Source organism: Parapedobacter koreensis (assembly GCF_900109365.1).
Classification (GTDB): Bacteria; Bacteroidota; Bacteroidia; order Sphingobacteriales; family Sphingobacteriaceae; genus Parapedobacter; species Parapedobacter koreensis.
Genome location: NZ_FNZR01000009.1, coordinates 80,682 through 94,817, shown reverse-complemented (window position 1 = coordinate 94,817; position 14,136 = coordinate 80,682). Strand labels below are relative to the sequence as shown.

Below are 14,136 nucleotides of genomic sequence, written 5' to 3'. Positions count from 1 at the left end.
CCCTGTCCTTTCCAACATCAATAGTCCAGCCCAAAAACCGCCTCGGCCAATCCAATTTCATCCGGCGAATAGGGGAGGGTATATGAAAGGCCCAGTTCTTCGATCCGTTTGCCTGTGGAGCGCCCTATGCAAATGATTTTTTGCCCGGGATCGACTAAATTGTCCACGAAATAAGCTTCTACATTGGTTGGGCTGGTAAAAATGAGGACATCAGCGTTTGATTTATCTACATTGGTGTCCATCCGGGTTTGATAGACTGGTAGATTAATCGTCTTCGTATCTGTTGTCAATGATTTTTGTATCGTTTCAAGCGAATCCTTGGCCCTTGGGATCAATACGGTAGTTCCTGCCGCTACCTTGGCAAATTCAATAGCTATTTCATCCATATTGATGCCCAGCTGCTCCCCTGAAAAATCGGGTGCATAACCAAATTGCCGGAGCATTTCTTCAGATCCGCGGCCGATGACAGCAAACTTTGTCCGCTTGCTGAGACGTGGTTGGAGCCGGAAGAAATTTTCAATGCCATTTTTGCTGCCAAAGAAAATCCAATCTACATATTTGAGGATGTAGGGGTCAAGCTTATTAATAATGGGGAATATCCGGATGAGGGAACGACCTTCCACCGCTATGCCGTGTTTGGCCATAGCCCTGTGGAAATAGCTTGTTTCTGAAATGTCCCGCGTGATAAACACCTGGGAGGGGAATTTGCGGTTTTTGTCAAATTTGGCGGCAATCCGTTCGGCCAAGCCTTCCGTACTGCTTGATGAAAGGTAGAGGCGATCTGGAAATTCTTCCTGCTCATCCGCCTTTGACGTCCACACCTCATACTTGCTTTCCTGCTTGCGGCAATAACAGCCGAGGGGAGCATGGCATCCTGCATCGAATAGGTTTAATACTTTACGCTCCACGGCAATAGTGTCGGCTACGTCAGCATCATTTATGGTTTGTAAGATGTCATACAGTTGCTTATCGTTTTCACGGATTTGCACCGCCAATACGCCCTGAGCTGGAGCAGGAATGATTTCTACGGGGGGCAATTCCTCCACATGGAAATCACTTAAATCTGCTGCTATGCGGGTAAGGCCGGCTTTGGCAAGCATGATAGCGTCATAATTTTCATCCCGCAACTTTTCGACACGTGTAATAACATTGCCCCGCAGGTCATCAAATTCCAAATCAGGACGTAAGGCCAGCAGTTGCGCTTTTCGGCGATTTGATGAGGTGCCTACAATGGCGTTATGCTTCAGTGCCAGCCTTTTTTTGAGATCTACGCAATCTTTGTGAATAATGAGCAATTCGGAGGGATCCTCGCGGGAACTCACGGCAGCAATAATCAACCCCGCCGGATGCACTGTGGGCAGGTCTTTATGCGAGTGAACGGCTAAATCAATACTGCCATTCAGCAATTCTTCTTCCAATTCCTTTGTGAAAAAACCTTTCCCTTCAAGCTTGTCTAATCGTAAATGCTGTACAATATCACCCTGAGTTTTGATGATTTTGAGTTCGGCACTGACGCCAATATCAGCCAGCTTGTCTTTGATATAGTTGGCTTGCCACAAAGCCAGCTCACTGCCACGAGTGCCTATGATGAGTGTTCGGTCTGTTTTTTGTGTGCTTGCCGCAGTTTTTACCAAGGGTTCTTCTATTAGCATAAGCAAATTTAACGAATAAAAGTATTACCCGAACGGATATATCAAAAGAATATCCATGGGCGGATGAATGAAGACAGAATGAAAGCAGCCAATCAATTTAATTGATGTCTATCGGATTTGTTTTTACCAGAATGTCTTTTGCCATGACCATGGGTACCTTGATGTACTTTTTTTCCATGTAATCGATCACTTTTTCAAGCACTTGACGCGAATTGGCGTCCAATGCATTGACCTCAGTGGCGAAGACTTCATTAAGTGCAAACGACCGAATTTCCTTTACTTTTTCGGGGACTTCACGCATGGCCAGTTCAACCCGGCGTTGCTTTAATAGGGGAATAAACTCGCGGATGTTTTCAGCAATGATACGTTCTGCATGAGCCAGTTCTTCATAGCGTTCCTGCAAGTTTTTGGAAGCTATGGCCTGTAAACCACTTACCTCAATGTAGTGGATAGGATGGTGTTGGAGCACATCTGGATGGACGTCGTTTGGAATTGCTAAATCCACAATGACCTTTTTGTCCGTCTCTCCATTGAGGAGTGATTGATAAAGGGCAATGTCTACGATGGCTTCAGGGGCACCTGTACAAGTGATCATCATGTCGAAACCACCTTTATAATAAGGCAACTCACTCAATGGGAAAGCTTTGGCATTGAGTTCGGTACTCAATGCGAGTGCATTTCCTAATGTACGGTTAAATATTACGAAATTGGAAAACCGATGCTTCTGTAGGTACTTAGCAATGTTTTGATTGGTTTCACCGGCACCGATGATGAGGATGCGCGGATTGTCATGCAATTTGATTTCCCGCAGTTTGCGATAAGCAAGCGAAACTACGGAGACCGGATTACGGGATATCCGCGTGTGGGTATATACCTCTTTGGCCGTTTTGACCAGGCAATTCATTACCAACCGCAAAAAATCGCCTGTAAACCCGCTTTGTCGGCAACGTTCGTAAGCCCTGCGCACCTGGGCAAGGATCTCCTTTTCGCCAACCACCAAGCTCTCCAGGGAACAAGACATGCGCAGCAAATGATTCAGCGCATCAAGGCCTTCATAGGTGGTTACCTGTCCGAGGAAACATTCCAGCCGCTCCGATGGAACACAGAAATTGAGCTTGTGCATAAATTCTTTGACAAACTCCGGCTTCAACTCATGCGCTCCATAAAAGACAAACTCCACACGGTTACAAGTGCCGATGTAAAAAATTTCAGGGATGTCAAAGCTATTTTTTAAACTAATTAGCCGACTCTCCAGTTCCTCGTTGCAAATAACAAGGTTGCCTAAATCCTTTAGATCCACATGTTTGTGGGTGAACGCTATGACTTTGAGATTCTTCAAGGTTGTACTATACTCACTAATTTCCGGTAACAAAAGTACAATATCTATCTGCTGACCTGTGTCAGAAACGTGTAAAACACAGATATTTAGAATGGTTATAAATTAGGGGGTTGTTTTGAGAAAATGAAGGTTTAATTTATGCCCGTGCGGCCGTGCGGGCCTTTGTCGCTGGAAGCGACCTGCTTCTCTTCGCCTCAAGCCGGCGGGGCTCGCACTTGGAGGCAGCCAAGTGCGCAAGCTGCTTCGGCTGGCCGCTCCGTCGCCATCCGTTGCGGCATTCCCGGACGCATCCCGCAGACGCCCCCAAGTACAAGGCCTACGCTTCGCTTCGTCGGGCTGCTTAACCACGTCCGCTGCGCCGATGATTTCCGTCGGGGGATGCTTCGCTGCCGATGGCTTCCTCTGCGGCCTAAGCCGGTCCGGCCATGAATTTATCCGCGTGCGGCTGCGCGCAAGAAATCTCCGTACACCATTAAATGCCACATAGGGGATTTGCGGCAAGCAGGTTGATGCACTACCAACCGTAGCAAAGACCCAAGCGGCGAGCGACGGAAAGCCATGAGCGCAAAAGCAAATAAAAAAGCCCCTGCGGCCAGCAGAAATTGGCAAAATAAAATCCTTCCATTAACAACAAAAATACACGATTTGCTATAGCGTAAAAAATAACATAGATTTGCTCCATCAATTAGGGGTGCCTTGTTTGTACCGACAGACACGAATAAAGGCTGAGATTATACCCATTGGCGCGTGGCGCCAAGCACCTGATCCGGATAATGCCGGCGTAGGGAAGGTAAGTTAAATAATTGGACTGCCATGGGCCCCTTATGACAGTAAGGTTTAACTAAAATTACAGGTTATAGATGTTTAAAAAGTTAATTGCAGGAATCGCATTTCTTGCGTATGCAGGAATTTCCATGGCGCAGCATAGCCTAGCAGTGATGGTATCCAATGCCGATAGTGGCGAGTCCATGCCAGGGGCTTCCGTACGTTTGGAGGGAACCATGTATCAAGGCCAGACCGGTGCTAATGGTGAGGCCATTATCCGCAATGTGAAAGCGGGTATTTATACCGTTACAGTGAGCCACCTGGGCTACCTGTCCGCAGTACAGGAGGTCTCGCTTGACGGTGATCAACAGATCCATTTGTCGCTGAAAAGGACCGCGTTCTTGACGGAGGAAGTAGTGGTGCAGGCTACACGTGCTACCGAAAATACGGCTACTACCTACAAAAATCTGAGCAAAGCGGATATCGCCAAAAACAACCTTGGGCAGGATATCCCCTACCTGCTCGACCAAACACCGGGTGTGGTGATATCGTCTGATGCTGGCGCTGGTATCGGATATACAGGTATGCGCATACGGGGGAGTGACGCGCAGCGTACGAATGTAACTGTCAATGGCATCCCATTGAATGATGCAGAGAGCCTCGGCTCTTTTTTTATCAACTTGCCGGATTTTGCTTCTTCAGTAGATAACATACAAATACAGCGTGGGGTAGGTACGTCTACAAACGGCGCGGGTGCTTTTGGTGCCAGCCTCAATATCCAGACGAATACCCTCAATGCGGAGCCGTATGCTGAACTGGATAATTCTTTTGGTTCTTACAATTCGTGGAAAAACACGGTGCGGCTGGGGACAGGGCTTATCGATGATAAATTTAGCTTTGATGGACGGCTGTCCCGTATCAAAAGCGACGGTTATATCGACCGTGCCACCTCCGATCTACAATCGTTTTTCCTATCGGGTGCTTGGCATGGCAAAAACAGCTTGCTGCGTGCCAATGTATTTGGTGGTAAAGAGAAAACATACCAAGCATGGTATGGCACGCCAGAATCCCGGCTTACAGGCGATGTCGCTGCCATGGAGGCCTATGCGGGAGACGACGGATTGACCGACTATGAAATTGAAAACCTGCTGCGCTCGGATCGGCGGTATAACAAATATCTGTACGACAATGAGACCGACAATTACCAACAGACACATTACCAATTGTTGTTTTCCTCGGCCCTGAATGAACGGCTCACGTTGAATACAGCCCTCCACTATACGCGCGGTAAAGGGTATTATGAGCAATTTCGTGATGGAGATGACTTTGCCGATTACGGGCTGTCTCCCATTGCTATCGGTGACAATACGATAGCAGAGACAGATCTCGTGCGCCAACGGTGGCTGGATAATCATTTTTACGGGGGTACTTACTCGCTGGTATTTGATAACAACGCTGGTGTTGAGCTGATGTGGGGCGGTGGGTATAATCAATACAAAGGTGGGCATTATGGTGATATCGTTTGGTCCGAATACCCATTGGCTACGGATAGGGTATATCCTGCTGGGCCGGAAGGGGTATTCCAAACCGCATATCGCTACTATGATGGAGAGGCGACGAAAAAAGACTTCAATACGTATGTGAAAGCTTCTTATCAATTAGACAACTGGTTTTTGTTTGCGGATGTCCAGTACCGGCATATCGACTATGCCATCGCGGGTATAGACAACGATCTGCGCGACATTACGCAGGATGCTACATATGATTTCTTTAATCCCAAGGTGGGGCTTACCTACCATTTGTCGGCTGCAAGCAATTTATATGTTTCCTATGCATTGGCCAACAAAGAACCGGTACGCAGCGATTTTACGGACTGGCCTGTTGATCAAACGCCCAAAGCCGAGCAATTACATGATATTGAGGCGGGCTACCGCATCCGATCACCGCGGTTTACTGTTGGGTTAAATGGCTACGCCATGCTTTACAAGAACCAGCTGGTGCTTACCGGGCAGCTCAATGATGTGGGGGCAACTTTGCGTAGAAACGTCGATGATAGCTACCGTATCGGATTGGAATTTGACGGTAGGTGGGCACCGGTGCGTTGGCTTACTTGGGGAGCGACACTGGCTTATAGTCAGAACAAGATCAAAGATTTCACGGAAGTGGTGGGCGATGTGGAGAATTTTTATGAAACCACGGCTATTTCATTTTCACCGAATTGGGTGGCGTCAAGTGAATTGGGTATTAAACCGTGGAACTTCGTTGAACTTGCGCTACTCAGTAAGTATGTGTCTCGGCAATACCTTGACAATACAGGCAATACCGGCCGAAGCATCGACGGTTTTTTGGTGAATCACGTCCGATTGGCATACAATACCTCATTGTGGAAATTAAAGAACGTGGGGGTAACGTTGCTGGTCAACAACGTTTTTAACGAAAAATATTCATCGAGCGGGTATACCTGGGGGTACTATTTGTCTGAAACGGATAGGGTGGATTATAATTTCTATTATCCACAGGCGACAGCAAATTTCCTGCTGGGACTGAATGTTCGATTTTAGCCCAGTGTGGCCTTAAATGGATGATGATGAGTGCACTATTGTAAAAATAATGGTGCACTTGCTTTTTTGTGTGTGGGTCTGCCATTGACTTTATGGCCAAAATGTCGTTATCTTTAGGGAAAATTTTCACTATGCAATACACACTAAGAACAATAGGCGCATTTGCAGGACTAACCTTGATGGTTGCTGCGTGCGACTCGTCTGCGTCCAAGGAAACGGACCAAACACAAGCAGACTCGACTTATGCACCTGTAGAAACTAAAGCAGCCAATTCGACTTACAAGCCGGCTTTTGAGGGGCAAACCCGGATCGCTGGTGTAAAAACCAATTCACCCTACAACGTAAAGGTGTTGAGTGAAGGACTCAACAGGCCATGGGGTATTGCCGTTTTGCCGGACGGACGGCTATTGATTACCGAGAAAGAAGGAACGCTTCGGATTGCTACGGCAGACGGTGGGTTAAGCGATGCGATTACAGGTATTCCTGCAGTAAATGCTGACGGCCAAGGTGGCTTATTGGGTATTACCATTGACCCTGCTTTTGAAAGCAATCGCATGATCTATTGGGTGTTTTCCCAAGACACACCGAATGGAACGCTTACTGCTGTAGCCAAGGGAAGCTTAGCTGCCGATGAAAAGACCGTTGAAAATGCACAGGTGATTTACCAGGCCACTCCGGCCCACAAAAGTAATCTGCACTATGGTGGGCGTATTTTGTTTGATAAAAATGGCAACCTATTTGTAAGTACGGGTGAACGCTCGGATATCGTGACCAGGCCACAGGCTCAGGAGTTGAATTCGGCATTGGGAAAGGTGCTGCGGATTACGACGGATGGCAAACCCGCGGCGGGCAATCCCTTCGAAGGTAATAGCGATGCCCGGCCCGAGATTTACTCCTATGGACATCGTAATGTACAGGGGCTGGCCATCCATCCGGTCACGGGGGATCTTTGGGAAACCGAATTTGGCCCTCGCGGGGGTGACGAGGTGAACCTCATCCAGCCGGGCAAAAATTATGGCTGGCCAACCATCACTTATGGCATAGAGTATAACGGCAACCAGGTTGGCGATGCTATCCAGCAACAAGAAGGAATGGAACAGCCCGTGTATTATTATGATCCTGTGTTGTCACCCAGTGGTATTACATTCTTCAAGGGAAATTCAATCCCCGAATGGGAAAACAACTTATTTATATCAGGACTGAGCAGCGTGCATATTGCGCGGTTGGTTATCGTAGACAATAAGGTGGTAGGCGAAGAACGGCTGTTGGAGGATCAAGCCCAACGTTTCCGTGATGTGAAACAAGGTAACGATGGTGCACTTTACGCGGTTACGGACGGCGGGCGGCTTTATCGGATTGGCAAATAAGTAGCTCGCCAAGGTGTTCTGAATGAAATGAGGGCGGTTATCCAACGGGTATCTGAAGCTTCATGCAAGGTAAATGGCGACATTACCGGAGCCATTGGGCCAGGGTTTATGGTATTATTGGGCGTTGAGGAAACCGATGACCATGAAGATGTGACATGGCTGGCCCAAAAGATTGCCGGCTTGCGTGTGTTCGGGGATGAAAACGGATTGATGAACAGAGCCATCCACGATATCAGCGGCGATATTTTGTTGATATCCCAATTTACGCTATTTGCACAGACAAAAAAGGGTAATCGCCCGTCATTTATCCGTGCGGCGAAACCTGACAAAGCTATACCGCTGTATGAAACAATGGTGGTGGAACTTTCAGCTCATTTGGGCAAACCGGTAGCCACCGGGATATTTGGCGCTGATATGAAGGTTTCACTCGTCAACGATGGGCCTGTAACCATCATTATGGATACCCGGGATAAAGACAACCATTAAATAAAAACCGACGAAGCTTTTGCTATGACCATTAAAGAAGCGCAGGAACAAATTGATCGCTGGATCAATACGACAGGCATCCGTTATTTCAATGAGCTGACCAATACGGCTATCCTCATGGAAGAGGTAGGGGAGGTAGCCCGCATCATGGCGCGCAAATATGGTGAGCAATCTTTCAAGAAATCCGATGAGCAGGTAGACCTTGCTGATGAAATGGCGGATGTACTTTTTGTGCTTATCTGCTTGGCCAATCAGACGGGTATTGACCTTACGGAAGCGTTAGCTAAAAACCTGGAAAAGAAAAATATCCGGGATGCAGATCGACACCGGAATAACAATAAGCTTCACGACCTGAAATAAAAAACGACTAAAATAAAAACGGTACATCATGTGATGTACCGTTTTTGCGTATATGATAGTTCCCGACACATATCGGGACAATTCTTACATCATTCCGCCCATGCCTCCGCCCATCGGGGGAGCACCAGCACCAGCTTTTTCTTCTTCTGGCTCGTCTGCCAATACGACTTCGGTAGTCAATAACATGGCAGCGATGGAAGCAGCATTTTCCAATGCGATGCGTGTCACCTTGGTTGGATCGATTACACCTGCACCAATCAGGTTCTCATAGCTATCTGTACGGGCATTGTAGCCAAAGTCAGCTGTGCCTTCTTTCACTTTTTGTACCACTACAGCACCTTCGATACCGGAGTTGTTGCAGATTTGGCGCAACGGCTCTTCAATGGCACGTTTGATGATTTCGATACCGATGTTTTCATCTTCATTGGCGCCTTTAAGGTCTTTCAATGTTTCGCTGGCGCGGATGAAAGCAACACCACCACCTGCAACGATACCTTCTTCCACGGCAGCACGGGTTGCATGCAAAGCGTCGTCTACGCGGTCTTTCTTCTCTTTCATTTCCACTTCGGTAGCCGCACCTACGTACAATACCGCTACACCGCCGGCCAACTTAGCTAAACGCTCTTGCAATTTTTCGCGATCGTAGTCGGAAGTGGTTGTTTCGATTTGCGCTTTGATTTGGTTTACGCGACCTTTGATGTCCTCAGGATTGCCAGAGCCGTTGATGACGGTGGTGTTGTCTTTGTCAACAACCACTTTTTCCGCTTGTCCCAAGTAAGAAAGGTCGGCATTTTCCAATTTGAATCCTCTTTCTTCAGAAATAACTGTACCCCCTGTAAGGATGGCGATGTCTTCCAACATGGCTTTACGGCGATCGCCAAAGCCTGGAGCTTTTACTGCAGCTACTTTCAGTGAGCCACGGATTTTGTTGACTACCAAGGTTGCCAAAGCTTCACCGTCAAGATCTTCTGCGATGATTAACAAGGGTTTGCCCGTTTGTACTTGTTTTTCCAAGATGGGAAGCAATTCCTTCATGTTACTGATTTTCTTGTCGTAAATCAGGATGTAAGGGCTCTCCAATTCGGCTTCCATTTTATCCGTATTGGTCACGAAGTAAGGCGAAAGGTAACCGCGGTCAAACTGCATACCTTCTACTGTTTTAACCTCTGTTTCCGTGCCTTTGGCTTCCTCAACCGTGATAACGCCGTCTTTACCGACTTTCTCCATCGCTTCTGCGATCAATGCACCGATCACTTCATCGTTGTTTGCGGAGATACTGGCTACTTGCTTGATTTTGTTGTTGTCTTCACCTACCGTTTGTGATTGTTTTTGCAGACTTTCAACTACCGTAGCAACAGCCTTGTCGATACCGCGCTTCAGATCCATTGGATTAGCACCAGCAGCTACACTTTTCAAGCCGGGAGCGATGATGGCTTGCGCCAACACCGTGGCGGTGGTGGTACCGTCACCTGCTTGATCAGCAGTTTTTGAAGCCACTTCTTTCACCATCTGTGCGCCCATATTTTCAAGCGCGTCTTTCAATTCAATTTCTTTTGCAACGGTAACGCCGTCTTTAGTGATTGAAGGAGAACCAAATTTTTTCTCAATAATCACATTACGTCCGCGTGGGCCTAATGTCACCTTTACCGCATTTGCCAACGTGTCCACGCCTCTTTTTAGCGCATCACGTGCTTCTACATTATACTTTACTTGTTTCGCCATTTTTTTAATTGATTTGAGATGTTAAACTTGTAACTTTTAAGTTTACCATTAAATGATTAAGTACCCATGAATGAAGAAATACACCACAGGTCCGATCGCTACTTGCTTATACGATAGCGTAGATATCGGATTCCTTCATGATTAAGTATTCTTTTCCTTCATAAGTGATTTCGGTGCCGGCATATTTGCCATACAACACTTGATCGCCTACCTTTACAGTCAAAGGTTCATCCGTTTTTCCTGCACCGACAGCCACTACTGTTCCGCGCTGTGGCTTTTCTTTGGCGGTATCCGGAATATAGATACCTGATGCGGTCTTTTCCTCTGCAGGGGCGGCTTCCACCACCACTCTGTCTCCGATAGGTTTAATACTTAACGCCATAATTGATCTTATTTTTAATTTAATATGTGTTTTAATTTTTCCTCCCACCTTACCTCATCAACTATGCCAACTCTTGATTTTCCAGTATAGCCTTGCCATTTTTTCATTTTTACAACCCGATATTGGGCGGGGTTTTCGTCATCATGATGTCAGGATGTCAGTGTAGATGGCAGCATGCAATCCGGAATAAAAGAAAAAGCCTCGCGGTTTTTACCGGAGGCTTCAAGCCTTGAGCAAGTGTCAATGGGAATTATATCCTTGTATTTTATTGCGTAGTGTCTGTATCCTGTACGGTGCCCGGGATTTCTGCCGGAGGGACAGGGGAAGTTGCAGGAGCTGTAGGCGTGATCTGATCGGTCAAACCACTGCCGCCTGAACCGGAAGATGGGCCCATGATATTTATAAGCAGTGAGAATACCATAATGGCAATCACCAATCCCCAAGTGCCTTTTTCCAAGATGTCGCCCGTACGTTTCACCCCCATCAGGTTAGTGCCACCAGCAAAACCGGCTGCTAACCCACCGCCCTTGGGATTTTGGATGAGCACGAGGAAAGCCAATAGGATACAGGCCAAAATAATCAATATGATCAACAACGTTTGCATTTTTCTTTATTCCGTTACGTTAATTTATTCGCTAACTCAGCTATTTGGGTGGCAAAGTAAGCACTTTTTTCGGGATATTTCAAACTTAATTTTTTATAGATGGCTATGGCTTTGGGATATAAGCCTTGTTCCACATATATTTTTGCCAAGGTTTCCGTAACCAGTGTCAATTGATCTTCGGCGCTTTTCCGTGCTTTATTTTCCAAGTCAATTTTATCTGCGGGAGGAGGCTTGATTTGGGGTTCTTCGCGGATAAAACGTTCGATGACAGGATTTATCTTTTTGGGGATTTGGAAGGGCACGGTTTGGGCCCTGTGCTCAGCGCTCAACTTTTCCTCCGGAGATTGCAGGTGGAAAATGTGCTCCTTGATTTGTTGGTCTAATACCTGTTCCTCTTCCAATTTATCCGCATCTGGTAATCTGTCGTCCAGCGGTGCATAAGGTTGGTACGTGTGTGCAAACTCAATACGGGTTTTGTGAAGCCACCAAAGAAAACTATAAGGCATATGCTCGTCATTATAACGGCTCACCCGTTCGTGCGGCGTCGCCTGTGATAGCGGTACCACTTCTTGGGAAGCGTCTTCGGTCTCCTCTCCCACGGGTTTATTGTCGGTTTTTTCTTCGAAAACGAAATAATCAATGCTTGACGGGTGCTCGATTAGTTCGGCTTCATTGCCTGGCTGGTCAATCGCATCCGGATCGTCACCTGTGGTTTCAGACGCAGCAGTTATTACTTCTATTGCTGGTGGTACGACGTCTTGTAATGCTGCTTCGTCTTGTAATGCTACCTCGTCATTCAAGTTTGCATCACCTGTGTCTCCTTCATCGGAAATTACATAGGCCAGCAACCAATCGGTAAACGAGGTGTATAATAATGCGGTGTCACCATTGGCTAATCCCTGCTCCTGATAGTCCTTTCTCGCCTGAATATAACGTAAGGGCTGCGAATAGGGATACCTGTCGATCAGTTTTGCCAATGTTTCCGCATCGGCATCCAACGGATTGGACAATACTTTGTTGTATAACGTTTTGTAATCTATATGCTCCACTACCTATTCTTGTTAAAGACAACCAAAGTTATTTATGGCGCTTGTATTTAGCCTGTTTACCAATTTGCAAATGCTTTGTTGAAAATATCTTCGGTAAGCATGACGTTTATATCGCGTATCAGTGATTCTTCTTGGGCCGGGATGGATCCCCCAGCCGAGGAAAAATCCTTAAAACGGGTGAATGGCTGTTCAAAATTATCTTCAGGCTTCTTATTGTTTGTGTATTTTACGTTGACCGTAATTGAAAGCCGGTTGAGTGCAGCGCGATCGGTACCGGCTTCCACGGCGGCTGGTGCAATGCTATAGCCCGTGATCCGCCCTTCAAAAATAGCATCCCCATCTGTGGTTACCTGGCTGAGGCTTGATTGGCTTCGGATGCGTTCCTTGAGTGCCTCGGTGAATGTCTGGCTGAGTGTAGGATAAACTATCGGTGCGGTATTTTCAAAGAATTCTACGGTATATGTTGTGGTTCCTTCGGGGATAGACCCGCCGGTAAAACCATATTTGACGCCACACCCTTGGATGAGTAGGGCCGAAAACAACAGCAATACGTAACGGTTTCTCATTGCCATAATTTTTGATGCCATCATCCTGTTCAATTAAGGTTTAAATCCTTTATCTTTCTGTATAAGGTCCGCTCAGATATTCCGAGTTCTTGTGCGGCGGATTTGCGCTTGCCTTTGTGTTTTTTGAGTGCTTTTTTAATTAAATCAGATTCTTTCTCTACCAATGAAAGCGATTCTTCTTCTATTTCTTCAGCCTCCTGGGTATGGAAATGAAAATCGTCATTTTGTCCCGCAGCAGGCGAATGGTGGATGGTCAAGGTAGAAGGCGGTACCAACTGCTCCGGTGTAGAACTATCAACTTCCCGGTATAATTTATTGATATAGGGTGAATTATCCTCGACTATCCTCGAATTAATCCCATTTTGAATGATTTCAACGACCAATTTTTTTAACTCCACCATATCCTTCTTCATATCGAAAAGCACTTTGTAGAGCAGATCGCGTTCGGAGAAATCATCGTTTCCCCCAGATGCTACATGTATGGGCAAGGTATTCCTATTGTCCGTTGGCAGGTATTGCTGGAGTATCCGTGCGTCTATTAGGCGTTCTTTTTCCAGCACGGCAACTTGTTCGGCAATATTTTTCAATTGCCTCACATTGCCGGGCCAAGGGTAATTGGCCAGCAGCTGTTGCGCATCTTCGGTTAGCTGCACATTGGGACTGCGGTATTTATCCGTGAAGTCTGCGATGAATTTGCGGAAAAGCAAGTGGATATCTTCCTTGCGATCACGCAGGGCAGGTGTACGAAGGGGTACCGTATTGAGCCGATAATAAAGGTCTTCCCTGAATTTGCCTTTTTGGACAGCGTCATAGATGTCCACATTCGTAGCAGCCACCACACGCACATTGGTTTTTTGTACCTTTGACGAGCCGACACGTATGTATTCTCCAGTTTCCAGGATGCGCAGCAGCCGGGCCTGTGTGCCTAATGGTAATTCGCCTACCTCATCCAAAAAGATCGTGCCGCCATTTACGACTTCAAAATAACCTTTTCGGGCCTCATGCGCACCGGTGAAAGAACCCTTTTCGTGCCCAAAAAGTTCAGAATCTATTGTGCCTTCTGGTATTGCTCCACAATTGACGGCAATGAAAGGGCCATGTTTGCGTGCGCTGAGCTGGTGGATGATGTGTGAAAACACTTCCTTGCCGCTGCCACTTTCACCGGTGATGAGCACAGATATGTCGGTAGGAGCTACTTGCCGGGCTATATCGATGGCCCGATTCAATAAGGGCGAATTGCCTATGATCCCGAATCTATTTTTGATGTCTTGAATATCCATTTT

Annotated in this window: 13 protein-coding genes; 5 read left to right on the top strand and 8 right to left on the bottom strand. The window is 46.8% G+C overall.

Annotation, left to right across the window (positions count from 1 at the left end):
* Positions 1-17 precede the first annotated feature (17 nt).
* Positions 18-1,652 (bottom strand): hydroxymethylbilane synthase, encoded by a 1,635-nt coding sequence (gene hemC / locus BMW65_RS19065; RefSeq protein ID WP_090607878.1) that lies wholly within the window; start codon positions 1,650-1,652, stop codon positions 18-20.
* Between the two features lie 97 nt (positions 1,653-1,749).
* The gene (gene hemA, locus BMW65_RS19060; RefSeq protein ID WP_090607876.1) at positions 1,750-2,991 is read right to left on the bottom strand and encodes a glutamyl-tRNA reductase; all 1,242 of its coding nucleotides are present in this window, start codon (positions 2,989-2,991) and stop codon (positions 1,750-1,752) included.
* 229 nt (positions 2,992-3,220) lie between these two features.
* Here hemA and BMW65_RS23935 point away from each other — a divergent pair, with 229 nt between their 5' ends.
* From BMW65_RS23935 to BMW65_RS19040, 5 genes are all read left to right on the top strand, one after another.
* Positions 3,221-3,478 carry a hypothetical protein gene (locus tag BMW65_RS23935; protein ID WP_143053932.1) on the top strand — a complete coding sequence of 86 codons (258 nt, stop codon included), beginning with the start codon at positions 3,221-3,223 and terminating at the stop codon, positions 3,476-3,478.
* Positions 3,479-3,851: 373 nt separating this feature from the next.
* Positions 3,852-6,317 (top strand): TonB-dependent receptor, encoded by a 2,466-nt coding sequence (locus BMW65_RS19055; RefSeq protein WP_090607875.1) that lies wholly within the window; start codon positions 3,852-3,854, stop codon positions 6,315-6,317.
* Positions 6,318-6,448: 131 nt separating this feature from the next.
* Positions 6,449-7,684 carry a PQQ-dependent sugar dehydrogenase gene (locus BMW65_RS19050; RefSeq protein WP_090608150.1) on the top strand — a complete coding sequence of 412 codons (1,236 nt, stop codon included), beginning with the start codon at positions 6,449-6,451 and terminating at the stop codon, positions 7,682-7,684.
* Positions 7,685-7,711: 27 nt separating this feature from the next.
* Positions 7,712-8,170, top strand: a complete 459-nt coding sequence (gene dtd, locus BMW65_RS19045) for a D-aminoacyl-tRNA deacylase (protein WP_090607873.1) — start codon at positions 7,712-7,714, stop codon at positions 8,168-8,170.
* A 24-nt stretch (positions 8,171-8,194) separates the two neighbouring features.
* A complete protein-coding gene (locus BMW65_RS19040; protein WP_090607871.1) occupies positions 8,195-8,530 on the top strand; it encodes a nucleotide pyrophosphohydrolase in 336 nt (111 codons plus the stop codon).
* Positions 8,531-8,614: 84 nt separating this feature from the next.
* On the opposite strand, the gene groL is transcribed toward BMW65_RS19040, so the two are convergent.
* The 6 genes from groL to BMW65_RS19010 all read right to left on the bottom strand — a co-directional run bounded on the left by groL (position 8,615) and on the right by BMW65_RS19010 (position 14,133).
* Positions 8,615-10,252, bottom strand: coding sequence for a chaperonin GroEL (gene groL, locus BMW65_RS19035; RefSeq protein ID WP_090607869.1), 1,638 nt, complete (start codon positions 10,250-10,252; stop codon positions 8,615-8,617).
* Between the two features lie 106 nt (positions 10,253-10,358).
* Positions 10,359-10,634, bottom strand: coding sequence for a co-chaperone GroES (gene groES, locus BMW65_RS19030; RefSeq protein WP_079718112.1), 276 nt, complete (start codon positions 10,632-10,634; stop codon positions 10,359-10,361).
* Between the two features lie 265 nt (positions 10,635-10,899).
* On the bottom strand, positions 10,900-11,238 hold the full coding sequence (secG, locus tag BMW65_RS19025; protein WP_090607867.1) for a preprotein translocase subunit SecG: 339 nt from the start codon (positions 11,236-11,238) through the stop codon (positions 10,900-10,902).
* A gap of 14 nt (positions 11,239-11,252) precedes the next feature.
* Positions 11,253-12,287 carry a hypothetical protein gene (locus BMW65_RS19020; RefSeq protein WP_090607865.1) on the bottom strand — a complete coding sequence of 345 codons (1,035 nt, stop codon included), beginning with the start codon at positions 12,285-12,287 and terminating at the stop codon, positions 11,253-11,255.
* 56 nt (positions 12,288-12,343) lie between these two features.
* Positions 12,344-12,853 (bottom strand): LptE family protein, encoded by a 510-nt coding sequence (locus tag BMW65_RS19015; RefSeq protein WP_090608148.1) that lies wholly within the window; start codon positions 12,851-12,853, stop codon positions 12,344-12,346.
* Positions 12,854-12,882: 29 nt separating this feature from the next.
* A complete protein-coding gene (locus tag BMW65_RS19010) occupies positions 12,883-14,133 on the bottom strand; it encodes a sigma 54-interacting transcriptional regulator (protein WP_090607863.1) in 1,251 nt (416 codons plus the stop codon).
* Between the last annotated feature and the right edge of the window lie 3 nt (positions 14,134-14,136).

Excerpts from the sequence above, each read along its gene's own strand:
- BMW65_RS19055 (WP_090607875.1), top strand. The coding sequence starts at position 3,852 with ATGTTTAAAAAGTTAATTGCAGGAATCGCATTTCTTGCGTATGCAGGA.
- BMW65_RS19040 (WP_090607871.1), top strand. The coding sequence starts at position 8,195 with ATGACCATTAAAGAAGCGCAGGAACAAATTGATCGCTGGATCAATACG.
- BMW65_RS19015 (WP_090608148.1), bottom strand. The coding sequence starts at position 12,853 with ATGAGAAACCGTTACGTATTGCTGTTGTTTTCGGCCCTACTCATCCAA.
- BMW65_RS19010 (WP_090607863.1), bottom strand. The coding sequence starts at position 14,133 with ATGGATATTCAAGACATCAAAAATAGATTCGGGATCATAGGCAATTCG.
- secG (WP_090607867.1), bottom strand. The coding sequence starts at position 11,238 with ATGCAAACGTTGTTGATCATATTGATTATTTTGGCCTGTATCCTATTG.
- groL (WP_090607869.1), bottom strand. The coding sequence starts at position 10,252 with ATGGCGAAACAAGTAAAGTATAATGTAGAAGCACGTGATGCGCTAAAA.
- groES (WP_079718112.1), bottom strand. The coding sequence starts at position 10,634 with ATGGCGTTAAGTATTAAACCTATCGGAGACAGAGTGGTGGTGGAAGCC.
- BMW65_RS19050 (WP_090608150.1), top strand. The coding sequence starts at position 6,449 with ATGCAATACACACTAAGAACAATAGGCGCATTTGCAGGACTAACCTTG.
- dtd (WP_090607873.1), top strand. The coding sequence starts at position 7,712 with ATGAGGGCGGTTATCCAACGGGTATCTGAAGCTTCATGCAAGGTAAAT.
- hemC (WP_090607878.1), bottom strand. The coding sequence starts at position 1,652 with ATGCTAATAGAAGAACCCTTGGTAAAAACTGCGGCAAGCACACAAAAA.